This window comes from Desulforapulum autotrophicum HRM2 (assembly GCF_000020365.1).
Classification (GTDB): Bacteria; Desulfobacterota; Desulfobacteria; order Desulfobacterales; family Desulfobacteraceae; genus Desulforapulum; species Desulforapulum autotrophicum.
Genome location: NC_012108.1, coordinates 3,019,269 through 3,044,081, shown reverse-complemented (window position 1 = coordinate 3,044,081; position 24,813 = coordinate 3,019,269). Strand labels below are relative to the sequence as shown.

Annotated in this window: 17 protein-coding genes; 11 read left to right on the top strand and 6 right to left on the bottom strand. The window is 52.1% G+C overall.

The window, feature by feature from the left end; all coding sequences use genetic code 11:
• Position 1 precedes the first annotated feature (1 nt).
• The 4 genes from clpS to argC all read right to left on the bottom strand — a co-directional run bounded on the left by clpS (position 2) and on the right by argC (position 5,157).
• Positions 2 to 316, bottom strand: a complete 315-nt coding sequence (gene clpS / locus HRM2_RS13200; protein WP_015904523.1) for an ATP-dependent Clp protease adapter ClpS — start codon at positions 314 to 316, stop codon at positions 2 to 4.
• 7 nt (positions 317 to 323) lie between these two features.
• Positions 324 to 2,846 (bottom strand): preprotein translocase subunit SecA, encoded by a 2,523-nt coding sequence (secA, locus tag HRM2_RS13195; protein WP_015904522.1) that lies wholly within the window; start codon positions 2,844 to 2,846, stop codon positions 324 to 326.
• Positions 2,847 to 3,132: 286 nt separating this feature from the next.
• Positions 3,133 to 4,062 (bottom strand): M23 family metallopeptidase, encoded by a 930-nt coding sequence (locus HRM2_RS13190; protein WP_015904521.1) that lies wholly within the window; start codon positions 4,060 to 4,062, stop codon positions 3,133 to 3,135.
• Positions 4,063 to 4,119: 57 nt separating this feature from the next.
• Positions 4,120 to 5,157 carry an N-acetyl-gamma-glutamyl-phosphate reductase gene (gene argC / locus HRM2_RS13185; RefSeq protein WP_015904520.1) on the bottom strand — a complete coding sequence of 346 codons (1,038 nt, stop codon included), beginning with the start codon at positions 5,155 to 5,157 and terminating at the stop codon, positions 4,120 to 4,122.
• A gap of 158 nt (positions 5,158 to 5,315) precedes the next feature.
• Between argC and HRM2_RS13180 the strand changes: the two genes are divergently transcribed.
• Complete coding sequence (locus tag HRM2_RS13180) at positions 5,316 to 6,587, top strand: CinA family nicotinamide mononucleotide deamidase-related protein (protein ID WP_015904519.1); 1,272 nt, start codon at positions 5,316 to 5,318, stop codon at positions 6,585 to 6,587.
• On the opposite strand, the gene HRM2_RS13175 is transcribed toward HRM2_RS13180, so the two are convergent.
• Positions 6,565 to 7,305, bottom strand: a complete 741-nt coding sequence (locus HRM2_RS13175) for an alpha/beta hydrolase (protein ID WP_148214623.1) — start codon at positions 7,303 to 7,305, stop codon at positions 6,565 to 6,567. The genes HRM2_RS13180 and HRM2_RS13175 overlap by 23 nt on opposite strands.
• A gap of 89 nt (positions 7,306 to 7,394) precedes the next feature.
• Here HRM2_RS13175 and rlmD point away from each other — a divergent pair, with 89 nt between their 5' ends.
• The 9 genes from rlmD (at position 7,395) to HRM2_RS13130 (ending at position 19,555) form a co-directional block, all read left to right on the top strand.
• On the top strand, positions 7,395 to 8,783 hold the full coding sequence (gene rlmD / locus HRM2_RS13170; RefSeq protein ID WP_015904517.1) for a 23S rRNA (uracil(1939)-C(5))-methyltransferase RlmD: 1,389 nt from the start codon (positions 7,395 to 7,397) through the stop codon (positions 8,781 to 8,783).
• 328 nt (positions 8,784 to 9,111) lie between these two features.
• Entirely contained in the window at positions 9,112 to 11,091 is a 1,980-nt protein-coding gene (locus tag HRM2_RS13165) for an FAD-dependent oxidoreductase (RefSeq protein WP_015904516.1), read from the top strand.
• Positions 11,092 to 11,105: 14 nt separating this feature from the next.
• A complete protein-coding gene (locus HRM2_RS13160; RefSeq protein WP_015904515.1) occupies positions 11,106 to 12,905 on the top strand; it encodes an NADH-dependent [FeFe] hydrogenase, group A6 in 1,800 nt (599 codons plus the stop codon).
• The gene (locus tag HRM2_RS13155) at positions 12,902 to 13,825 is read left to right on the top strand and encodes an ABC transporter substrate-binding protein (protein WP_041273267.1); all 924 of its coding nucleotides are present in this window, start codon (positions 12,902 to 12,904) and stop codon (positions 13,823 to 13,825) included. The genes HRM2_RS13160 and HRM2_RS13155 overlap by 4 nt, the downstream gene beginning before the upstream one ends.
• Positions 13,800 to 14,549 (top strand): ABC transporter permease, encoded by a 750-nt coding sequence (locus HRM2_RS13150; protein ID WP_041273266.1) that lies wholly within the window; start codon positions 13,800 to 13,802, stop codon positions 14,547 to 14,549. The genes HRM2_RS13155 and HRM2_RS13150 overlap by 26 nt, the downstream gene beginning before the upstream one ends.
• Before the next feature lie 34 nt (positions 14,550 to 14,583).
• Positions 14,584 to 15,198, top strand: a complete 615-nt coding sequence (locus HRM2_RS13145; RefSeq protein ID WP_015904512.1) for an ATP-binding cassette domain-containing protein — start codon at positions 14,584 to 14,586, stop codon at positions 15,196 to 15,198.
• Between the two features lie 219 nt (positions 15,199 to 15,417).
• Complete coding sequence (hrpB, locus tag HRM2_RS13140; protein WP_015904511.1) at positions 15,418 to 17,952, top strand: ATP-dependent helicase HrpB; 2,535 nt, start codon at positions 15,418 to 15,420, stop codon at positions 17,950 to 17,952.
• A 226-nt stretch (positions 17,953 to 18,178) separates the two neighbouring features.
• Positions 18,179 to 18,646, top strand: coding sequence for a hypothetical protein (locus HRM2_RS13135; RefSeq protein ID WP_015904510.1), 468 nt, complete (start codon positions 18,179 to 18,181; stop codon positions 18,644 to 18,646).
• A 12-nt stretch (positions 18,647 to 18,658) separates the two neighbouring features.
• Positions 18,659 to 19,555, top strand: coding sequence for a pseudouridine synthase (locus tag HRM2_RS13130; RefSeq protein ID WP_015904509.1), 897 nt, complete (start codon positions 18,659 to 18,661; stop codon positions 19,553 to 19,555).
• 50 nt (positions 19,556 to 19,605) lie between these two features.
• On the opposite strand, the gene HRM2_RS13125 is transcribed toward HRM2_RS13130, so the two are convergent.
• Positions 19,606 to 20,898, bottom strand: a complete 1,293-nt coding sequence (locus tag HRM2_RS13125; protein WP_015904508.1) for a tetratricopeptide repeat protein — start codon at positions 20,896 to 20,898, stop codon at positions 19,606 to 19,608.
• Between the two features lie 292 nt (positions 20,899 to 21,190).
• Here HRM2_RS13125 and recC point away from each other — a divergent pair, with 292 nt between their 5' ends.
• Positions 21,191 to 24,811, top strand: a complete 3,621-nt coding sequence (gene recC / locus HRM2_RS13120; RefSeq protein ID WP_015904507.1) for an exodeoxyribonuclease V subunit gamma — start codon at positions 21,191 to 21,193, stop codon at positions 24,809 to 24,811.
• The last annotated feature ends 2 nt before the right edge of the window (positions 24,812 to 24,813 follow it).

Genomic DNA, 24,813 nt, shown 5'->3' with positions numbered 1-24,813 from the left:
GCTACTCCTTCTCCATCGTGCTCTTTAAGGGGAATCCCTGCTCTCTTGCCAGGTGATGAACCGTATTTACCTTGGTCTCTGCAACTTCCCTTGTGTAAGACCCGCAAATACCCTTTCCCTGTTTATGTATATTAAGCATTATTATGGACGCTTTTTCAAGGGATTTTCCAAAAACCGTTATGAGAATCTGAACGACAAACTCCATGGTGGTGTAATCGTCATTGTGAAGAACAACCCTGTACATGGGAGGGTACCCTTCTTTTTTTTCAACTTTTGACGAAGTTCTCTGTTTTATTGAAGGTTCGTTAAGGCTCATGATTTCCTTAAGCCCCACAGCATTTTTTGTATTTTTTACCGCTGCCGCAGGGGCAGAGGTCGTTTCGCCCCACTTTTTCCTGGGCACGTTTAACGGGTTTTTTAACGTTTGAATCATCAGAATGGGAAAAAACCAGGTTTTCCTGCCTCGGTTTCTGAATGGGTTCAAGGGGTTCACTTTCGGCGATCTGGATTCTGAAAAAGATGCCAAGGGTTTCCTCTTTTATCCGTTCCACAAGGCCCTCAAACATCTCATATCCCTCTTTTTTGTAGAGAATCAGCGGGTTCTGCTGGGCATAACCCCTGAGGCCGATTCCCTCTTTGAGATGATCCATGTTGAGAAGATGGTCTTTCCAGAGGCTGTCAACGGTCTGGAGCATAATGTACCGTTCAAGGCGTTGGGTGTCAATGGGGCCCAGAAGGGACTCCTTGGCTTTATACGCGTCTATTGCGGTTGTTTCAATGAGTTCTCCCAGAGCGTCAGCGTCGATATCCTCGCACACCGCCGGGGAAAGATCGATTTCAAGGTTAAACTGTTTTTTAACGGTGTCCTTCAACCCCTCAAGGTCCCATTCCATTGGGTGCTGCTTGTCGTTTTTGTACATGGCGTGGATCTGCCATGCCTGGTCTTGAATCATATCCTTAAACAGGGTTGAAAGATCGGAGTCCGTGAGAATCTGGCGCCTCTGGCGGTAGATCACCTCTCTCTGCTGGTTCATGACATCATCATACTCAATCAGCTGTTTTCTGATCTCAAAGTTGTGCCCCTCGACCTTGGACTGGGCATTTTCAATGGCACGACTGATGAGGCCGTGCTCAATGGGTTCTCCCTCATCAATGCCCAGTTTGTTCATAATAGCGGTGATTCTATCTCCGCCAAAAATTCTGAGAAGATCATCCTCAAGGGAAAGGTAAAAGCGTGAGGATCCAGGATCTCCCTGGCGACCTGAACGGCCCCGCAACTGGTTGTCAATTCGCCTTGATTCATGGCGACTGGTACCAAGAATGTGTAGCCCCCCAAGTTCTTTTACTCCTTCCCCCAGAACAATATCAGTTCCCCGGCCTGCCATGTTGGTGGAAATGGTAACAGCCCCCCGCTGACCTGCATTAGCAACGATTTCAGCCTCTGCCTTGTGGTGCTTGGCATTGAGAACCGTGTGGGGAATGCCCCGTTTTTTCAGTTTGTCACTGATGTCTTCTGAAACGTCAATGGCGATGGTGCCCACAAGAACGGGCTGTCCCTTTTTATGCAGGGAGATGATTTCCTGGATGGCTGCCTGGTATTTTTCCTTCTGGGTCTTGTAGATTAAATCAGGAAAATCTTTTCTCACCATGGGTTTGTGGGTGGGGATGACCAGCACGTCAAGATCATATATTTTCTTGAACTCTGCTGCCTCGGTTTCGGCAGTACCGGTCATGCCGGAAAGTTTTTTGTACATCCTGAAAAAGTTCTGAAAGGTGACCGAGGCAAGGGTCTGATTCTCATTGGCGATCTTTACCCCCTCCTTTGCCTCCAGGGCCTGGTGAAGACCTTCGCTGTAGCGCCTTCCAGTCATTAACCGGCCGGTGAACTCGTCAACGATCACCACTTCGTCGTTTTTTACAATATAGTCCACATCCCGCTTGAACAGAGTGTGAGCTTTGATGGCTTGATTCAGGTGATGGAGGATTTCAATGTTTGAAGGATCGTAGAGGTTTTCAACCCCAAGCAGTTGTTCACCCAGGGCGACCCCCTCTTCGGTCAGGGTGGATGATTTTGCCTTTTCATCCACATTGTAGTGGATGTCCTTTTTAAAGGCTGAAATGATGGTGTCTGTCTGGGCGTAGAGGGTGGTGGATTTTTCCGCAGGTCCAGAAATGATCAGCGGTGTCCTTGCCTCATCAATTAGAATACTGTCCACCTCATCCACAATGGCGAAATTGAGTTCTTTCTGGGCAAGGGATTCCCGGTCAAATTTCATGTTGTCCCGAAGATAATCAAAACCGAACTCGTTGTTGGTTCCATAGGTGATGTCTGAAGCGTAGGCTTTTTTTCTTTCTTCATCGTTCAGATCGTGGACAATTATGCCGACGGAGAGATTCAAAAAGTTGTAGATGGTGCTCATCCATTCGGCATCACGCCTGGCAAGGTAGTCATTGACCGTAACAATGTGGACCCCTTTCCCGGAAAGGGCATTCAGGTAAGCGGGGAGGGTGGCGGCAAGGGTCTTTCCCTCACCGGTTTTCATCTCGGCAATAATGCCCTGGTGTAGGGCAATGCCTCCGATGAGCTGGGCATCAAAGTGGCGCATTTTTAAGGTCCGCCAGGAGGCTTCCCTTACCAGGGCAAAGGCTTCGCAAAGAAGGTCATCCAGGGTTTCACCATTGGCAAGTCTGAGTTTAAAGCTCGCCGTGGTCTCGGCCAGTTCATTGTCAGTGAGTTTCTGGAACCGGGGCTCAAGGGCATTGATCTTGTCAACCAGGGGTTGTAGCCTTTTTACTGCTCTTTCATTGCTTGAGCCAAACACTCGTGTAAGAAAATTGAGTACCATATGATTGCGTTACCTTCGATAATAGGGTTTATATGAAACTTCCACCGAAGCATTGCAATCAGAGGCGTTTCATTATTTTTTGTGGCCGGAGCCGATATCATGTTCCAGCCATGCTGGTTAGTTCGTTTTTGTTTTACTAAACATATAAGCACTATTTTTGAAAATTAAAATTATTTTTGCAAGAAAGATGCTGTTTGTAGAAAATGTTTCACGTTTCCTGGGAGGAAGGCAAAACTACATCATGGGGGGTATGGGGCATGGGGAGGCGGTTTCAATTCCTGGGGGTTCAGTTGACGATGTATTTTTCAGGATTCACAGGTGTACCGTTTATTCTGACCTCATAGTGAACGTGGGACCCTGTGCTTCGGCCGGTGTTGCCCATGAGGCCAATGACCTCTCCCCTGTTCACCTCTGCTCCTTTTTTTACAAAAATTTTGTCCATATGACCGAATTTGGTCACGATACCATGGCCATGATCTATCATGACCATCTTGCCAATGAGCCTCTTTTCACCTGCATAGGCAACCACACCGTTTGCCGTAGCAACGATTTTTTTGCCCTTTTTGTTTGCAATGTCAAGGCCCGAGTGGAATTCTTTTTTCCCGGTAAACGGTGAGGATCGATAGCCAAAGGGTGAGGTGATCCATCCCTTGGCCGGCCGGATCGAAGGGGTTGCGGCAAGCAGGTTACGTTTTTTATTCAAGATGGTTAAAAGTTCTTCAAAATTGACCTTTTGTTGCTGGGCCGAAAGATTGATCTGGTCTGTCTGCTGGTGCATCTCCCGCATCAGGCTGTTGTGTCGCTCGTAGAGGGGGATATCAGGGTCGATATCTTCTCCTGAGACGCCGCCAATGCCAAAAAAACCACCATTGACGTCATCTTTCTTTTTTATGTTTGCAACGATTCTGACCTTGTTTTCAAAGTTTGACAGGGCAGAGACATTGTCCTTTATCTTGTTGATCTCACTGGCCAAGGCCTGGAGTTGGGATCTTTGGAGACTGATTTCGCTGTCTTGATTTTCAATCTGCCTGCACAGAAGATCATTTTCAAAGGAGGCGTTTTTAAGTTTTGCGTAATCATACCCAAAATAGACAAGGACCGTTACCACTAAAAAAGGGATGAACAAAAGGCCTATGAGTTGTGGTTTTGAGACGGTAAATTCCCTGATGTTTGAAGTCGAGTCCGTGTGAAGCCATATTTTTATTTTTTTTTTCATAGATGTATTTTAATAAATCAAATAAGGGACTCTGTCAAGTCAGGGGTGCGCAGTTTATTATAGTGCCCCCGGGAATAGCTCAAGTCCGGTTTGTTCTTCCAGGCCAAACAAGATGTTCATATTTTGAACGGCTTGGCCAGCTGCACCTTTCAGAAGATTGTCAATGGCAGAGACCAAAATGAGCTGCCCGGATCCTGGGTCAAGGTGAAACCCGATATCGCAGAAATTGGTTCCCCTGACATGGCGGATGTCGGGAAATTCTCCCTGGGGAAGCACCCTCACAAATGTGTCTGAGTCATACTGGTCCATGAGGGCCGTTCTGATCATGGACTGGGTGGTACCCGTTGTTACCCGGGCATAGATGGTGGAGAGCATTCCCCGGGTCAAAGGCAGAAGATGGGGAACAAAGGTGATGCTGACCGGCTCGTTTGCCTCAAGGCTTATCACCTCTTCCATTTCAGGAACATGGCGGTGGTTGCCGATTTTGTAGGGCTTGAACGACTCGTTGACCTCGCAGAAATGGCTGCCAAGGGAGGGGGCTCGACCCGCACCGCTGACCCCGGATTTTGAGTCTGAAATAATGCCGCAGGTTTCAACAAGCCCTTTTCTGACAAGGGGAACAAGGGGAAGAAGAACGCTTGTCGGATAGCATCCCGGGTTGCCCACCAGGTTTGAACCGGCAATCTTGTCCCGGTAGAGTTCACACAACCCATATACCGCCTCGTTTAAAAGACTTTTTGCCGAATGTTCCTGGTAGGCGGCTTCATAGGCTGAAGCATTCTGAAATCTGAAGTCAGCGGAAAGATCCACCACTTTAACCTTGTTCTCTATAAATTGCGGTGCATACCCCATGGAAACTTTGTGGGGAAGGGCAAGAAAGACACAGTCCACCCGCTGACTGATGGCGTTGATGTCAAGGGGTTCGCACACAAGATCCACAACGCCTCTCATGGCGGGAAATATCTCCTGGATGGCCCGGCCACTGTAGGATTGTGATGTCACGGCCGCGAGCTTGGCCTCTTTATGTCCTGTGATTAATTTAACAAGTTCAGCCCCGGTATAGCCTGTAGCCCCTGCAATGGCGACTCTGATCATTGTTCTCTCTCCCGTGTTTTCCGTGTTGTCCGATGACCGCTTGGGGTAAAAAATACTAAAAGACTTTAGCAGATAACCCGGTTATTTTCAAGTGAAGAATAGTGTGTTACCATGCGTTACGATTGGGCCTTTGCTCACTAATAAATGGACACAAACCTATGAAAATAAAAATTTTATCAACCGGAGATGAGATTGTTTCAGGAGGCGTGGTTGACACCAACGCTTCCTGGCTTGCTGCCTCCCTGTTGGGCCTGGGGTTGACTGTTGATTGCTTTGTCGCCGTGGGGGATGATTTTGGAACGTTGCGCCGCACCATTGCTGATTTGGCAGCAGAGACTGATATTCTGATTGTTACAGGAGGGCTTGGGCCTACGAATGATGATATCACGGCAGAGGCTGCGGCAGGTGCTGTGAACACAAAGACCATCCTCAATCCCGAGGCCCTTGGGCTCGTGACGGATTATTTTAATCGAAAAGGATGGCCCATGAACCCATCCAACAAGAAACAGGCCGTACTTCCCAGGGATTGCCGGGTTATTGAAAATGAGGTGGGTACGGCCCCTGGGTTTTATCTGCGTATTTCAGGTTGCCATGGTTTTTTCATGCCCGGTGTGCCAAAGGAGATGAAGGCCATGACCCTCAATTGGGTTTTGCCCTGGATTCAACGGTATGCAGCAAAGAACCTTGGTCGTACCCTGACGGATATTACCCCAAGAACCATTACCGTGTTTGGTCTGCCCGAGTCCGAGGTGGGTGCCCGATTAAAGGATTTGGCAACCCAGTTTCCCGGCGTCAGGCCGGGTTTCAGGGCGGATTTTCCCCTGATCCAGGTGAAGCTCTATCCTGATTCGGAAAAAAGAGGTGGGGGTGAAAATATCCTTGATCAGGCTGAACAATTTGTTGTGACCACCCTGGGGCGTTGGGTGATTTCAAGGGAGGGACTTACCATGGAACAGGAGGTGGGTAGACTTCTGGTTCAGAAAAAGGCAACCATAGCCCTTGCCGAAAGCTGTACCGGCGGTCTCATGGCAAGCATGCTCACCGACGTTCCAGGCAGTTCAGAATATTTTATCTTTTCCGGTGTCACCTACTCAAACGAGGCCAAGATCCGTGTCCTTGGCGTCAGGCAATCCACCCTTGAAAGCCATGGTGCCGTATCTGAAGAGACAGCAGGGGAAATGGCCCAGGGGGTGAGGCGTCTGACCCAGGCAACCTATGGCATTTCAACATCGGGTGTCGCAGGACCCGGTGGAGGTAGTCCTGAAAAGCCCGTGGGAATGGTTTGTATCGGTATTGCAGGACCTGGATTCTGTACGACAAAGCGTTATGGTTTCGCCTTTAATGATCGAACCATGAACAAGCAGATCTTTGCCGTAACCGCCCTTGGAGCGCTAAGAAAACGGATGCTCATGCAAGGAGGCAGTGTTTGAACCAAAGGGCTGTTCTACGGGTAAAATCCTTCTGGTGCTCCGGGTCAGACATCCTGTGTCCGCCGTTTGGGTGGATGACCAACTCCTTGGGATCAAGGGCCAGATCAAAGAGTCTATGGGCATTTTCAACCGGAACCACCTCATCCTTTCCGCCGTGAAAGACAAGTAGATGGTGAATACTTCCAGCGGACCGGGTCAGGTCAAAGAGCAGGTTTTGCTCAAAAAATTCAATGGGCAGGGCAGGGCGGTGCAGGTTTCCCTCAAGGGGGATGTTCTTTATGGTTCGACTGACCAGGGGAGTGGCACACACCACTGCCCCCAGGGGGAAAATTTCCTGGGATTCAAGAAGTGTCCACGCCTTAATGGCCGTGGCGCCGCCAAGGCTGCTGCCAAAAAGGGCTATCCTTTGGCTGGTCAGGCCAAGGGAGATAACGTGGGCTGTTGCTGCCACCATGTCGGCTGCCCGAAGGTCAAGGGATGTATCGTTTTCAAACCGGCCATCGCTCTTGCCGCATCCCCTGTGGTCAAAGCGTAGAAAGGCAATGCCAAGACCCGGCAGAAGGTCGGCAAGCAGTCGTTGCTTGGCAGAATCCATTGTGCCTTCAAGTCCATGGGAGCCGATGACGACGGGCGGATTTATGGTGTCAGGAAGGTGGAGAACGCCATGGAGAGTCATGTTGTCGCTGGTGAATCTCACCTGTTGTGTTCGTATATTCATCCTTGTTTTTATGGCACAGAACAGGTAATATCTCAAGTTTATTTGCACCCTGCCAACCAATAAAAAAGCCCCCAGGGGCTGGGAAACATATGAAGATACAAAAGAGAAAGCCCGTTGAACTTGAAATTATCGATCTTGCCTTTGGTGGCAAGGGCCTTGCCAAACCTGACGGCTACCCCATATTTGTGGATCGCACCGTGCCGGGTGACAGGATCATTGCCAGGATCACCAAAAAAAAGAAAAGTTATGGTGAGGCAACCCTTGTCTCCCTTGTGACGCCCTCAGTCCTCAGGCAGGACCCGCCCTGCGAATATGCGGCCCATTGCGGCGGATGCCGGTGGCAGACCCTTGCCTATGAAACCCAGCTTGAGTACAAACAGCGCCATGTGACTGAATCCCTTGAGCACATCGGTCTGTTAAAGGATGTTGAGGTGCTGCCCGTGATCCCCTCCCGAAAGATTTTCGGGTTCAGAAACAAGATGGAATTTTCCTGCACCACCAGTCGCTGGCTGATGCCGGAAGATCTTGAAAATCCTGACATTAAAAAGGGGTTTGGCCTGGGCCTCCATGTGCCTGGAACCTTTGATCGCATCATTGATATTGACAAATGTCTGATCCAGCCGGATACGGGCAACCAGATCATGCAGGTTGTGAGGCAATATATTGTTGAATCCGGGGTGCCGGCCTACGGCCTTCGTTCCCACGAGGGGTTCTGGCGTTTCCTCATGCTCAGAAGTTCGTCGGCATTCAATACCTGGATGGTCAACATTGTTACCAGTGAAGAGAACGACGCCCTTCTGATTCCCCTTGCCGAACACCTTAAAAATATGTTTCCCTCAATTGTCTCCATTGTTAACAATGTCACGGCCAAAAAGGCCGGTATTGCCACGGGGGATTATGAGAAACTCCTTGCAGGCGAACAATTTATCCGGGAAAAACTTGGCCGGTTTACCTTTGAAATTTCAGCTAACAGCTTTTTTCAGACCAATACCGCTGGTGCGGAACAGCTTTATTCCCTGGTCTCTGAATATGCCGATCTGACGGGCAACGAAACCGTGGTGGATCTCTATTCCGGCACGGGCACCATTCCCATCTGGTTGTCTGACCGGGCCAAAAAGGTTGTGGGTATTGAAATTGTGGAGAGCGCCGTTGTTGATGCTAAAAAAAATGCAGCCCTGAATCAGATCGACAACTGTGAATTTTTTGTGGGCGACATCAAAGATGTGCTGCCCCAGCTGGATGCCACCTGCAACGTCATGATCATTGATCCCCCAAGGGTGGGGATGCACAAGGATGTGGTCGCCCAGGTCATGGCCATTGCACCGAAAAAAATTGTCTATGTCTCGTGCAATCCTGCAACCCTTGCAAGGGACCTTGGTATGCTCAAGGAACGCTATCGGGTAGTCAAGGTTCAGCCCGTGGACATGTTTCCCCACACCTTTCACATCGAATCCGTTGCCCTGCTTGAGGCCTTGTAGTTCGCACTGTCGAGCACAGCCAGGCGTGAAACTCGACAACAGAGGCGGGCGGGAACATTAAATGGCAGCGGTCAACAGGAATATTCAAGGAGCTGCCATTCCCCTCGGAGCTGCCCAGGACGGGCTGCGGGAATGGGTGGAAGGCAACGCCTGTTCCCGTTCGTCGGTTCGAAGCGGTTCGTCGGTTCGAAGCGAATTCATGCTTTCCTGTGTTTCTACTATGGTATTTATTTTGCATAAGGCTATCCTAAACGGATAAAGGCTAAGGGGATGCAGTGACCCCCCTGAATAAAAAATAACAGGGTTAATAAAAAACGGGACGCTATCTATGGCTAAAGTAATTTTTGGAGCATGGGACGGCAAGGTGATTGACAATAGAACCCGGCCGATCTTTGAAATCGAAGATCAACCTGAGTTCAGTGATTTTGATGAGTTCAACGCAGGAAATCCCATCAAAGCGTTTTTCGGCGGGCACGGGTTCTTTGTGTTTGAAAAGAAAGTCAATCTTCTGGATGCCCTGCTTCAGTATATGGAGCGGGTTGCAAAGGAGTCGTGCGGCAAGTGTACCCCCTGCAGGGTGGGCACCCAGATTATCCGGCATAAGTTGGAAGACCTGGTGAACCGCAAGGCAGATGCGGAGGCCCTTGATGAGATTGCGGTTATTGCAGAGCATGTGAGGGATACCTCCCTTTGCGGGCTCGGGCAAACGGCGACCGTTGCCCTGTTAGAAGTGCTGGCTCACTTCAGGGAAGAACTGGTGGCGGAACTTTCCACCCCTGCCCCTGTTCGCCAGCGGTGCGTGACCTATGTTACGGCTCCCTGCATTGAGGCCTGTCCGTCCAAGGTGGATGTGCCCAAGTATATCGACTATATCAAAGACGGTAAATTTACCCATTCCCTTGGGGTCATTCTTCAGAAATACCCCATGGCAGCCACCTGTGGCCGGGTTTGTGTCCGTTTCTGCGAGATGGCCTGCCGTAGAACCCAGGTGGATGAGGCCGTAGGCATCAAGGTGCTCAAGCGTTTTGTTGCTGACCACGAGGAGGGGGTGATCAACCAGTGGTTTTCCGCCTATACCCCGGATGAACCAAAGGATCCCAACCTCAAGGTCGCCGTTGTGGGTACAGGCCCTGCAGGTATTTCCGCGGCCTATCACCTGCTGCTCAAGGGGTACAGGGTGGATATCTTTGAGGGGAAATCAATCCCGGGCGGCATGGCAGCCACGGGAATTCCCGAGTACCGCCTGCCAAAGGCTGTGCTTGCCAAGGAGGTCTCGATTATTGAAACCCTTGGTGGCCGTATTTTTTACAACCAGAAACTGGGCAGGGACTTTACCCTGGATGACCTTTCACAGCGGTGCTACGCCGCTGTTTTCCTAGGTATTGGAACCCACAAGGGCAAAATGATGGAGGTGGCCTATGAAGACCCGGAGCTTGAGGGATATGATTTTGGCGTCGACTTTTTGCTGCGCATCAACCACGATTACATAGACCGTGGCATTCCCATGTCCCTTGGCCAAAAGATGGTGGTGGTCGGCGGCGGTAACGTGGCCATGGACTGTGCCCGTTCGGCCCTTAGAATGGGTGTAAATGAGGTACATCTCGTTTACCGGAGAAGCAGGAAGGAGATGCCCGCAGATCATGAAGAGATTGAGGCAGCCATGGAGGAAGGGGTGGTTTTTCACTTCTTGACCAATCCCACCAAAATTATAGTAAAAGATGGAAAAATAGAGGGTATCGAAGCCGTTAAAATGAGCCTGGGAGAGCCTGACGAGACGGGGCGGTCAAAGGTCATGCCCATTGTCGACAGTGAATTCATCATCAAGACCAATCATATTATTCCGGCCATTGGCCAGCAGGTAGAGCTTGGGTTTGTCAATCCCAGGGACGGCCTGGAACTCAATCCCTGGGGAACCATTCGGGTGAATCCTTCTTCCCTCATGACCACAAGAAAGGGCGTTTTTGCAGGTGGTGACTGTGTGACGGGCCCTGCCACCCTGGTTCAAGCCATGGCCCAGGGGGAAAAGGTGGCAAGGAACATTGATGATTACCTGACCCTTGGCCGTGTCAGATTCCAGCCCAACGAGAGAATGTCCCAGCTTGTGGCCGATGTTCAGCCCATGATCTCAAAGGGGATCAACATCCCGGTAAAACATGAATACAGGGTAAAGATCAAAGAACTTGATCCAGTGATCCGCAAGAAGATCTTTGAAGAGGTTGCAAAGCCCATCTCTGTGGAAGAGGCTTATGCCGAAGCCCAGCGATGCATGCGCTGTTACCGTGTCTATTCAGTTATTACCGAGCAATAGGGAGGGCCATAGGAATGATAGGAACCATTAATGGTAAAAAGGTAGAATTCAGCAAGGACCAGACCGTTCTGGAAGTAGCCAGGGCAAACGGCCATTTTATTCCCACCCTTTGTGAACTTGCAGACCTTGATCATACACCGGGTACATGCAGGGTTTGCCTGGTGGACATAAAGCGCAGGAATGATGTAAACCACCGGATTGTCACCTCCTGCACCACCCCCATGGAAGAGGGCATGGCCGTGCTCACAAGGACACCCAAGGTCAGACAGATGCAGCGGCTTCAAGTGGAGCTTCTCCTTGCCGACCATAACCAGGATTGCGCCTCCTGTGTTCGCCATGGAAATTGTGAACTCCAGGATGTGGCCCAGTTTGTGGGCCTTGAACAGACCCGATATAACTATCCTGAATTTTATGAGCGGCGTACCCGGGATTACTCGTCCCCTTCGGTAGTCAGGGACATGAGCAAGTGTATCCGCTGTTTTCGCTGTGTCAAGGTGTGCCGGGAGATCCAGGGAATAGACGCCCTGGTGATCACGCAAAAAGGTCTTGAAACTGAAATCAGCGTCAGGGATCACCTGCCCCTTAACGAGTCAGACTGTATCTCCTGCGGCCAGTGCATCCTTGTCTGTCCCGTGGGGGCACTTGCCGGCCGTAACAATATTGAAGATGCCATGGATCTTATTTACAACCCTGAATTGATCACCGTGGTTCAATTTGCCCCGGCAGTGAGAACAGCTATGGGGGAAGAGTTCAACATGGCCAAGGGAGAAAATGTCGAGGCAAAGATGATCACTGCCCTTAAACGCCTGGGTGTTGACGTGGTGCTTGACACCAATTTTGCCGCAGACCTTGTAATCATGGAAGAGGGCAGCGAACTTCTTCATCGCTTAAAGAACAAGGGAACCCTTCCCATGTTTACCTCCTGCTGTCCCGGTTGGGTCAATTTTGTCGAAAAGAACTATCCTGAGATGACCCCCAACATCTCCACCACAAGTTCTCCCCAGCAATGCCTGGGTGCCATGGCCAAGACCTATCTTGCCGAAAAAATGGACCTCGATCCGGATCGTATACGGGTCATTTCCATCATGCCCTGTACGGCCAAAAAGGGCGAAGCCCAGCGACCTGAATTTCAGAGAAACGGCCGTCCAGATGTGGATGTGGTGTTGACCACAAGGGAGTTTTCAAGGCTGCTCAAACGTGAGGGTCTTGATCTTGCCAAGCTTGAAGATTCTCAATTTGACAATCCCTGGATGACCGATTACTCGGGCGCTGCCGTGATCTTCGGCAACACCGGCGGTGTCATGGAGGCTGCCGTAAGAACCGTTCACAAACTGGTGACGGGCAATGAGCTTGACGCCGTTGAGTATACCGATCTTCGGGGGGATGCCCTCCGCAGGGAGGCAACGGTTGATCTGGGCCCTGCCCTGGGAGAGGTAAAACTCGCCGTGGTGCACACCCTTAAAGAGGCCCGCAGGCTCATGGATGAGATAAAGTCTGGAAACAGCCCCTATGGGTTTGTGGAAGTAATGGCATGTCCTGGTGGCTGCCAAGGTGGAGGGGGACAGCCAAGGAGCAAGCACTCCTACCATGGCACTGCCCGGGAACGAAGCCAGGGGATTTACAATATTGACAAGAACCGTACCATCCGCCAGTCCCACAACAACCCCATGATAAAAAGGCTTTATGCTGATTTTTTAAAAAAACCCCTGGGCCACAAGAGTCATGAGCTTCTCCACACCACCTACAGGGATCGTCGGCGAAGGATCAACCACTCCATGCACGAGATATGGAAGGAGATCGAAGAGCGCTCGTGAGAATATTTTTTATCAGAATTTTTCTTGTTCTCCTTGTCTGCCTTGCCCCCCTTGAAAGGGGCAGGGCAGATGCCCAATCCGACCCGAATCCGCTGCTGCTTGTCCCTGCATCCCCGGCCGCCATTCCCCTGATCCTTGCCGCCCAAAGCCTTGAGCATTTGGAGGTAAAGGTTTTTCACAATCACTCCCAGGCCCATGCCCTTTTTTTAAGGGGGCAGGCCCAGCTTCTTTCAACCGGACTGAGCGTGGGTGTCCATTTCTTTAACCAGGGCGTGCCGGTAAAGATCATCAGTTCCCATGTGGCAGGGCTGAGTTATCTTGTCTCCACCCGGCCCGTCAACGGATTTGGGGAGCTTGCCGGACAGAAAATCTGGTTGCCCTTTCCAGGCTCTCCCCTGGAGGAGATCTGCCGGTTCTTTGCAAAGCAGGAGGGGCTTGTCTGGACAACTGATATTCTTGTGGGTTACTCAATGTTTGACGCTTCGGTCAATATGCTCAAAATGCACAAAATTGATTTTCTTCCATTGCCTGAACCCTTTGTTACCCTGGCTACGAAGGGAGCGTCGGATCTCTTTGTCAGTCTTGATTTTGCACGTCTTTGGGAACATTATACGGGCAATCCCAACGGTTGCCCCCAGGTGGGCACCCTTGTCAATAAAACCTGGGTCGGGACCCATGGGGATCTGATCGTTCTGTTCAACCAGGCCCTTGAACAGGCCATTGTTCTTTGCGCCCAGGATCCGGATTTTGCAGTTAAACAGTCCCAGCCCCTTCTCGGGTTCTCCCTGGATGTTTTAAGGGTTGCCCTGGAGCGTACCCGGTTTCACCTGATGACGGGCCAAACATTGAAAGACGGTGTTTTTGACTACTATGGGACCATTGGTTCTCCCCTTGATGAAACCTTTAACGAATTTTTTTAGGCCCCTTCTCTCCCTTGGGGCCTTTATGGGCATCTGGTCCCTGGCCTCGCTTTTTTTTGAGCCCTATGTGCTGCCTTCCCCCCTTGAAATTGTAGAAGATTTTGATCACCTGTACACCCCTGATCTGCTGGATCATTTAAGGATTACCCTTTTAAGGGTGATAGCGGGATTTATGGTCTCGTTTGCCGCAGGCACCTCCATGGGCATCCTGGGCCATGTGCTGAAAATCACCCCCTGGGTTGAAGGGGCAATGATGATGGTCCAGGTGATACCCGGGGTCATCCTGGGAGTCATTTTGCTGCTGCTGGTCGGGCAGGGAAGTGAGGTCCCTGTGATGCTCATCATTGTCCTGACCACGCCTTTAATCGCCATGAACACGGGCGCTGCGCTCGCCCGGCGCAATCCCTCCATGGAGGGGGTTATCCTGTCCTTTGGCGGAACACGTCGGCATCTTGTAAAGGATCTTTATCTGCCCATGCTTGTTCCTGCCATGCGCTCCAATGCCGGAATCGGCATGGCCATGGCGGTCAAGGTTGTCGTTCTTGGCGAATTCATCGCAACAGACAACGGGCTTGGCTATCTGATAAATATGGCAAGGATTTATTTTAACATGGCAGACGTGCTTTTTTATGTGATGATCATCCTTGTTCTGATTCTTGGGTTCCAACTGATGATCGACGCTGTTTTCTTCTTTTTTTTAAAAAAGTATTTTTATCCGGGTTGATCGCCATTGACCCCGCAGTGTGGAAAGGAATTTTATGCTAAAGGTATCTGAAGTTACCAAGAAATGGAACGATCAGACCATCCTTCATTGCTTGAGTTTCAGCGTCAAACAAGGAGAGCGGGTCGCCTTGACCGCACCGTCGGGCACGGGTAAAACCACCCTGATTTCCATTCTGGCTGGGATTGACAAGGAGTTTTCAGGTACTGTTGCCTTAAAATGTAAAAAACGAGGGGTGGTATTCCAGGAGCCGGGCCTGTTCTGGTATAAGACCGTTGGACAAAATATTTTATACCCCCTTGAACTTGAGAAACTTCCCCTGGACAGGCAGATTCAGGAACGCTATCGCCTATGGCTTTGTGTGACCGGTCTTGGCAAATACGAGGATCATTATCCCCATGAGATTTCCCGGGGCATGAAGCAGAAAACAGCATTGGTGAGAGCCCTTATCTTAAACCCGGATTTTCTGCTCATGGACGAGCCCTTCAGTGCCATGGACAAAGCGTCTGTAACGTCCATTGTCAATCACATCCATTCCTCCTGTCCCGGCATTACCCTGGTTGCGGCAAGTCATACCCTTGAGGGGTCCCTGGATTTCTTTGACAAGGTTCTGGTTGCTGAAAAGACTCCCATTACAAAGTTTGAAATCTGAAGTGTCCGTCAAGCTTGCTGACACCTGGGGTTGCAAGTTGTAAAAAAATCAGGCAGTTTTTTTATCTCCATTGTGAGAAAGAGATGATTTTAAGCTGAAGAAATAGCGGTTTTCTGCTATTGTTTATTTTTTTCAAAATTGTCAAGGTATCGAAAAGATGCTTTGGATACAAATTGGTAAAAAACTTAAATTTTAACCCTACCAGCTTCCCAGGCTTCCATGGAAAATGTTCTTCTTCCAATTGATCGGGTAATGCCCGAAATTAAAGCGGCCCTGATGACAAATCAGCGGGTGATTATCAAGGCTCCGCCTGGTGCAGGTAAGACCACCCGGGTCCCTTTGGCCCTGCTTGACGAGCCCTGGCTTGGCCACAGAAACATCCTTGTACTTGAACCCAGGCGCATTGCCGCAAGGGCTGCGGCCAGCCGCATGTCAGATCTTCTCCATGAACCCCTGGGGCAAACCGTTGGCTATCACATCAGCATGGACAGAAAGGTATCACCAAAGACCCGCATTGAGGTGATCACCGAGGGGATACTGACCCGCAGGATACAGAGTGATCCAGGTCTTCTGGGCACAGGTCTTGTCATCTTTGATGAGTTCCACGAGCGCAATTTAAGTTCAGACCTCGGGCTTGCCCTCTGCCTTGATGCCATGGGCGCCTTTTGTGAGGATCTCAAGATCGTTGTCATGTCCGCCACCCTTGAGGCCGCCCCCCTGTGCGAGCTCATGGGCAGGGCCGGGGTGGTGGAATCCCAGGGAAAAATTTTTCCCGTTGATACCCGTTACCTTGAACCCGGTCCGGGGGCAAAAAAAGACGAATTCCTTGAGGTTCGCATGGCCCGTGTGATCCTGAATGCGCTTGCCCGGGACAGGGGGGATATTCTGGCCTTTCTGCCTGGTGTCGGTGAAATCAGACGCACGGCAGCCCTTTTAAACCCCAGTAAGCTTTCCGCCTGCGTCAGTGTCCTGCCCCTCCACGGCAACCTTACTCAAAAGGATCAGGACAGGGCCATCCAGGCTGCCAGGGCTGGTCAACGAAAGGTTGTCCTTGCCACGGCCATTGCCGAAACCTCCCTCACCATTGAAGGGGTCCATGTGGTGGTTGACTCAGGCCTGGTGCGCGAACCCAGGTTTTCCCCAAGGACCGGGATGTCCGCCCTTGAAACCTTTGATGCATCCAAAGCGTCGGTGGACCAGCGGCGGGGAAGGGCGGGCAGGACAGGACCCGGCATCTGTTATCGGCTCTGGTCAAGGCAAACCCAGGGGGATAGAACTGAGAATGTCCGGCCGGAAATATTCAACACTGATCTTGCCGGCCTTGCACTGGAGCTTGCCCTCTGGGGGGTTCGTGATCCAGGAGAACTCAAATGGTTGGATCAGCCCCCAAAGGCTGCAATGGACCAGGCCCGAACGCTTCTTGTGCGTTTAGGTGCCCTGGACGCCCAGGGAAGGATCAAGGCCCATGGGCGAGCACTTGCCGGTCTCGGGGTGCACCCAAGGCTTGGCCATATGCTGCTGACGGGCAAAGCCATGGGAATGGGAGCCCTTGCCTGCCTTGTGGCAGCCATTGTCCAGGAGCCCGATTTTATGGTCCGTACGAACAACGCCTGGGATGCCGACCTCCGTTTGCGTGTGGAACTTCTTGTATCTGACCCTAGGTCCATTCGGGATAGATCACTCAAGGGGGGGACCCTGGCAAGGGTCAGGAAAATCGCTGGAAAACTCAGGCACACCCTTGGCGTTAAAGATGAGAGTGTTGATCCCAACAGGGCCGGAAACCTTCTGGCCCTTGCCTATCCCGAGCGGGTCGCCATGAACCGCAATTCCCGGGACGGTCGGTTTCTCCTGGCATCGGGCCGGGGGGGAATCCTTCCCAAGGCCGATCCTCTGGCCTGGGAGGAGATGATCGTTGCCGCCCATGTGGATGGGAAAAATACTAATGCCAAAATTTTCATGGCCGCTCCGATTTCACGGACTGAACTTGAGCAGACCTTTGAGCAGAATATCCAGGTCGTTGATCGGGTCTTCTGGGATGCATCGGCAAAGGCTGTGAAGGCTGTGAAGGAACGCTGTTACATGGGGCTTGTTCTTTCAAGCCACGCCCTGGAAAACCCGAATCCGGAATTGATCCTTTCGGGGCTCCTCCAGGGTATCCGTGACCAGGGGGTGGGCATTCTTGCCTGGACTCCTGGGTTGAGGCGCTTCCAGGCAAGGGCGGTGTTTCTAAACAGGATCCTTGGTGATGAAGGGTTTCCAGACCTGTCGGACAAGGTTCTGGAAGAGAGCCTGGAGCGCTGGTTTGTACCGTTCATGGGAACGGCTCTTTCAATGTCCCGGGTCAAACGGATGGACCTTAAGGTCCCTCTTCTGTCCCTGTTAACCCATGGCGAACACCGCCTCCTTGAGCGCCACGCCCCCTCCCATCTCCTTGTGCCTAGTGGGTCAAAAATCTTGCTTGACTATGGGGAACAAGCAAGTGGATGCATTGACTCGCCCGTTTTAAGGGTCCGCATTCAGGAGATGTTCGCCTGTACCACCACCCCGACGGTTGCCATGGGACGGGTGCCTGTTACCATCCATCTGCTCTCCCCGGCCCAGAGGCCCGTTCAGGTCACCCAGGATCTTGCAAGCTTCTGGGACAACACCTACGCCCAGGTTAAAAAGGAACTCAAGGGAAGATACCCCAAACATTTCTGGCCCGATGATCCAAGAAGCGCCCCTGCCACACGACGGACAATGCGGAATTCATGATTTACCTGACCCCATGGATGCATGGCGTAAATTTATTGGCATTGGACTGGAAACATGGTAATAGAAGCCTATGACCATGGGGGATTTCCCGTGGTTTTGCTGTTTGCTTAGGGTCTCAGATGTAAATAAATCCACCAATATGGAGCTGCAAGACAGGCAAGATCTATGAATTGTTTGTTTCTGAGTCCCTTACCTTGAGTCTGTTTAGAACAAATGAGGAGATAAAATGCAGGACATTTCTACGATAAAACCAGGGAGAGGGCTTGGCTCAATCCATTTTGGTGCAACCATGGATGAATGCAGGGATTATTTTGGTAAGCCAAAGGAAGAGTTAAAAGAAGAGTTTGAAGACGAAGAGTATATCACCTGGTATTATGGTGAAGGAGACATTGCCTTGAGCTTTGAGGGATCAGAGGATTTCAAGCTCGGAACCATCATTCTTTCCCACCCCGACGCCACCCTGGACAACGAAAAGATCATCGGGAAGAGCGTTGCTGATATCAAACAGTATCTGAAGCGAAAATCTTACTTTTACCTGGAAGAGGCCGATGAGCTTGATCCCACCATGATGGTCATCAATGTGGGCGCCCTTGAGTGCAACTTCATGTTCACAGACGGGCTGCTTGACGGGGTCCAGTGGAGCTACCTGTGGGTTGACGATGACACCCCGGACTGGCCCCAGATCGTTGCCTGATAGGCTGATCTAATGGTTGTTTCAGTTTCACCCTCAACGGTAACAGTGCCCCGGGAAAACCCTGAAGGTTTTGTTCTTCTCCTGGATTTTCTTGACGCCAGATTTCCCTGGATCGGCAGGCAGGAGTGGGTGCGGCGAATTAATGCAAGTCGTGTCATCCAAGAGGATAAAACCCCTTTTAACATCTCCTCACCCCTTATTCCCGGGTCAAAGGTCCTTTACTATCGCGAGGTTGAAACTGAACCCCTGATCCCCTTTAAGGAGGAGATCCTTTTCCACAACGATCACCTCATTGCGGCGTGCAAACCCCACTTTCTGCCGGTGGTGCCATCGGGTCCCCATGTGAACGAGACCCTTTTAAACCGCCTTAAAATTCGTTTTTCCAATCCAGATATTGTACCCATCCATCGCCTGGACAGGGAGACCGCCGGTGTGGTGCTCTTTTCGGTTGAGCCGGAAACCAGGGGCGCCTTTCAGCATTTGTTCATGGAGAAAAAGGTAAAAAAGACCTACGAGGCCGTTACCCGAAGGCCCGGCACGCTCCCCCATCTGCCGTCTGTGATTGTCAATCGTATTGAAAGGGGTGAGCCCTGGTTCCGGAACACAATTGTTCCGGGCAGGCCCAATGCCGAAACCCGCCTGGAACTTGTGGGGGCAGACCGTGACAGGGCCTTTTTTCGGCTCTATCCCCAAACAGGTAAAAAGCACCAGTTGCGCCTTCACCTTGCATCCCTGGGTTTCCCCATAGAAAACGATCGATGCTATCCTGATCTTCTGCCCAAGCAAGGTGACGACTGGGAACATCCCCTGATGCTGCTTTCCAGGGAGGTCCGGTTCATGGATCCCATTGCAGGCAGGGAGCGTGTGTTTACCTCCCCTCGATGGGTAGATCCCCTGTCTGATTGTTGATAACCTTCTGGTGCATGGCCCAATTCTGGTAGAGCCTTGTTGGGAAAAGCCTACTCCTGGGGGTGTGAATTTTCCCGGGCAAACCCATTGAAACGCTGGGCCTGGGTCTCTTCTCCCAGGGCTGCATATATCTGGCTTACCCGCTGGAAGTAACGGCCCTTGTTTTCAGGGTCCTTCACGGCAAGGTCCAGGTAGATGTCAAGTAGCTTGTCGGAATAGTCTCCAAGGGTTATGCAGGTTTCGGCAAACCGCAGACGCAGGGAGTCATCGGGTCTTGCCCCACACCTTGAACAATGGTTGATGAGTTCAAGGTAGAGTTCGTTGGCTGTGCGATGGTCCCCAAGACGTTCACAGGCCATGGCAAGGTGCCTTAAAATGGCGTCGTCCCGGTTGCCAGCCTTTAAAAGGCCCTGGTACAGGGATTGGGCCTCCTTGATCCGGTTGGATCGAATCAGGGTTTCTCCCCTTAAAATTTCCATGTCCGTGGTCTGGGTGATGGATTCGGGGCAGGCGGCAAAACGATCCAGGGCCTGGTCAAATTCTTCCAGGCTCCACAGGGTTTCGCCCAGGATCTGCCAGCCCCTCACAGAGGTGGGAAAGGCGTCGATGAATTCAAGAACAAGGTCCTTTGCCTGGTCAGCCTGGTTGAGGTTGACAAGACAGGTGGCAAGTTCAAGATGGACAAAGCTGGTTTGACTGCCGTGCTCGTCCAGGGCCGTTGTAAAGGCCGTTGATGCCCCTTGAAAATCTCCCTGGTTCATGGACACAAACCCCTTGATAAAGTTGGGCCCATAAAGGGGATATGCGGCCTGTTCTTCGGGGGGAAGGGCATTGACCAGGGCTTCGAAGACCTCGGTTTCATCCACATCCAGTCCATCATTCAGAATATCATCCGAATACGGCTCATTCGAATAGATCTCATCTGGAACCGGCCCGTTTGGATCCGGGGCATTATCCGGTGTGCCAGTGCCATTTTTGGCCGGGTGCTGGACAGGCATATCTTTTTTGTTCCCCATGGCCTGGATTGCGTCCAGAAGGGTCGTGTCTGTGGTCAATGTCGCTGCAAGATCCAGGCGGTCTGCTGCATCATCAAAGCAACCGGCCTCCACAAGCTCCTGGGCCCTGTTAAAGTGCTCAAGGGCAAGGCTGTGCTTTGCTGCACCAATCTTTTGTTCAATGCGGCCTGTGAAATCAGGGTCCTTGCTTGGGCTGACCCGGTTTCGGGCCGCGGCCTTTTCATATTCCAGTTTTCCCGGGCCAAAGGCGTTGCGTTCAACCAGCTGGTCCCCCTTTGCCTCTATGGCTTCAGGCGTTTTTCCCGAAAAAAAGCTAAACAGTCCCATGGCATTCTCCTGGTAAAAAATAACAATTTAAGGTGTAATCTATGGGGTGTTGATACCATCAACCCGGACTAAAAGTCCAATTGTATTCATCAAATACCGTGACAGCAATTCTATCGGTTGACACACAGACCGTTTGTTTATAGATTGCAAGCCATCGGGGACAGTAAACCCTCGGGGACAGGCTCTCCTTGTTGCCGTTCTTTAGACGCAACCGGCTCTGGCTATGGGAAGAATATGCGCCTGATTCCATGTGGCACTGAATTTTTTAAGGAGATTTTTTTTAGAATAAACAATGGGCACTCAACCCCATGACAGCCGACCCGGACTCCTGCCCGGGCTTTCCATCATCCATGCCAATCACCTTGAAGATTTGAGAGATGTGGCGGTTCACTGGGTCAGGACACATCCTTTGGGAGTGCTTGAAACCGAACAGTTCATTGTCCAGAGCAAGGGCATGGCCCAGTGGCTCAAACTTGCCGTTGCAGCCGACGATGGGTGCGGCATCAGCGCAGGCATTGAGACCCAGCTGCCCGGGACCTGGGTCTGGACCGCCTACCGCGCCATCCTCGGGAATGACACCATTCCAACGGATTCTCCCTATGACAGGGAACGCCTGGTGTGGCGTTTTTTTTCCATTCTGCCGACCCTTTTAACTGACGACATTTTTTCACCCCTGAACCGGTTCCTTGAAAACGACACAGACCAGCGAAGACAGTACCAACTGGCCTGCCGTCTTGCCGACCTTTTTGACCAATACCAGGTCTACCGGGCCGACTGGCTCAAGCAGTGGGCAGGGGAAAAGGACCAGCTCCTCACTGGAGGGGGACAATGGGTGGACATACCCCCCCAGCACGCCTGGCAGGCTGAGTTGTGGCGCAGGTTAAGGGCACGGGTGCCGGCATCGCTTCGAAATATCGGCCGTTCAGACCTTCACCAGGCATTTCTTCAAAAGGCTTCAGATACAAGGGTCCGGCCGGAGATACTGCCGCCACGGGTGATCGTGTTTGGCATCTCTTCGTTGCCCAAGCAGGTGCTTGAAACCCTGTACGCCGTTTCCCACCTGTGCCAGGTGCTGCTGTTTGTGAACAACCCCTGTCGGCATTTCTGGGCTGACATCATCGAGGACCGAGAGCTTCTGCGCATTGACCATGCCCGTCATTCGGGCAAGGCGACCATGCCGACACCCCTTGATCCGGTTGACGTATACCGCCATGCCAATCCGTTGCTTGCGGCCTGGGGCAAGCAGGGCAGGGACTATATCGGCCTTGTCTACGGCTATGACACCCCTGAAACCTATCGAAAAAATTTTGCCGAAATCGATCTCTTCCGGGATGTGATTGCTCAGGATACCCGGGGCACGCTCCTGCACGAAATTCAGCAGGCCATCCTTGACCTTGAACCTTCTGCACCAGACAATGAATCCCGACGGCCAATTGCCAGGGGGGATCGAACCATCACCTTCCAGGTGGCCCACAGCCGCCAGCGTGAGGTGGAGATCCTCCAGGACCAGCTGCTCCACAGCTTTGAGACCCTTGACAACCTCCTTCCCAGGGATGTGGTCGTGATGACGCCGGATATCGAGGGCTATGCCCCCCATATTGAGGCCGTGTTCGGCAACCTCTCCCTGGATGACCCGCGATTCATCCCCTTTACCATTGCAGACCATCCAGGCAAGAAGAGCGTGCCCCTGGTAAAGGCCCTTGAACGACTGCTCCATCTGCCCGATCTTCGCATGGCAGCAAGGGACCTCATGGATTTACTAGAGGTTCCGGCCTTTCAACGACGGTTCGGCTTTAAGGAGACGGATCTGCCACGGCTGTTCCAGTGGATAAAGGGGGCGGGTATCAGCTGGGGGTTGAACAAATCCCAGCGCGCTTCTTTCGGGCTGCCCCCGGATCTTGACCAGACCACCTGGGCCTTTGGGCTCAACCGAATGCTGCTTGGCTATGCCGTGGGTAACAATAAGGCATGGCACAACATTGAACCCTATGATGAAATAGGGGGGCTTGAGGCCCACCTTGTGGGGCTTGTAGCCGGGGTTGTGGAACGCCTTGAGGCCCTCTGGACGACCCTTCAGTCTTCGGCCTGTCCGGAAAGATGGTGCCTGATCCTGAGAACCCTTGCCCGGGATTTTTTTGAGCCCGTGGACGCTTCTGAACGCCTGGTTCTCAACCGCATGGACCAGGTGCTTGACGACTGGCTTAACGCATGCACCCAGGCAGACCTTGACCAGGAGTTGACCCTGTGCGTGGTGCGGGACTATTTTCTGGAAAAAATGGCTGTCCAGGGTGTGTCCCAGAAATTTCTTGCCGGTATGGTCAACTTTGGCACCCTCATGCCCATGCGGGCCATCCCCTTTAAGGTGGTCTGCCTTTTGGGAATGAACGACGGGGCCTTTCCCAGAAGCCATCCCCCCCTGGATTTTGATCTGATGGCTGAACCTGGCATGTACCGGCCAGGTGATCGTTCCACAAGGGAGGACGACCGTTACCTCTTTCTTGAGGCCCTGCTCTCGGCCCGGGAAACGTTTTACCTGAGCCATGTGGGACGAGATGTCCGGGACAACGGCGAACGTACCCCCTCAGTGCTTGTTGGCCAGCTCAGGGACTACATCGACGCTGGCTGGACCCTTGAACCCGGGTGTGCGGAGCCGGAACGTCCGGAATCGGAGTGCTCAGAACCGGAACGTTTGGGATCGGAGTGCCCGGAATCCGGGCAACCCAACTATGAAGGTTCCGGCCTGCTGGATCACCTCACCACGATCCATCCCCTCCAGCCCTTTGGCCGGGCCTATTTTTCCAGCCCGGAAGCCCCCCTTTTCACCTATGCCCAGGAGTGGCGGAACTGCCTTGGCCGGAGGGAAGATCAGCCCCGGGAAGAATTTCTGGAGACCCCTCCTTGTGTGGACGCCCTTACCCTGAGCCCGTTGATCGGATTCATGAAAAACCCGGTGAAATTCTTTTATAACCACTGCCTGTCCATCCGTTTTGACGATATCAGCCTTGAAAACCTGGATCATGAACCCTTTGCCCTGGACCTGCTTGCCCCCTTTAACCTTGGCGCCACCCTTCTTTCAGCAGGGCTTGCAGCAGGTGTCAGCCCTGAACTTTACCCTGGAAGGGGCGGGCCCTGTGTTGTTGAAGCCGCTGTGGTTGAAGCGGCCGATCGCCTGACCCGTACGGGTGAACTGCCCATGGCAGGGTTTGGCACCCTTGCGGCAAAAAACCTTACAGCCCCTGTGATTGCCATGCTCACCCGTTATGGGAGCCTTGCGGAACGCTGGCCCCGGGCCTGTGACCCCATGGAGATCGCCCTTGTTATTGAACAGGACGGTTGGCCAGAAATACGGCTGGACGACTGGCTGGATAATATGATTACCACGGATTTCGATGACCCTGGCGCCATCCTGCCTCAATTTGCAAGGCAGCAGTTTTATCCCCGTAACATTCTGGACAAGGGGGGAAAGCTCTTGCTCCTGTATCCCCTGGTTCCCCTCTGGATCAGCCATGTTGCCGGGTGCGCCATGGGCATTGACCTTACGAGCCATTTGATCGCCCCGGATGCCGTGGCCGCCTTTCATCCCCTTGATAAAGCCGCTGCATTCAGTGTCCTCATGGATATCCTGACTGTTTTCAGGCAGGGCCTTGCCCGGCCGCTGCCCGTGACGGCAAAGACCGGGGTGGCCTATGTTGCGGCCCTGATGGCAAAGGATGAACAACGGGCAAAAAATGATGCCGCCAGGGTCTATGCCGGCGACGGGTTCAACGCAAGGGGAGAGCTTGGGTATGACCCTTATCTCCAGCGCACCTTTCCTGATTTTGATGCCCTCTGGCAGGCCCGGGACAACTTTTTCAAAGACCTTGCCGCAACCCTTTATCTGCCCATGGTTCAAGCCGTGGAAAGGGAGGGATGACC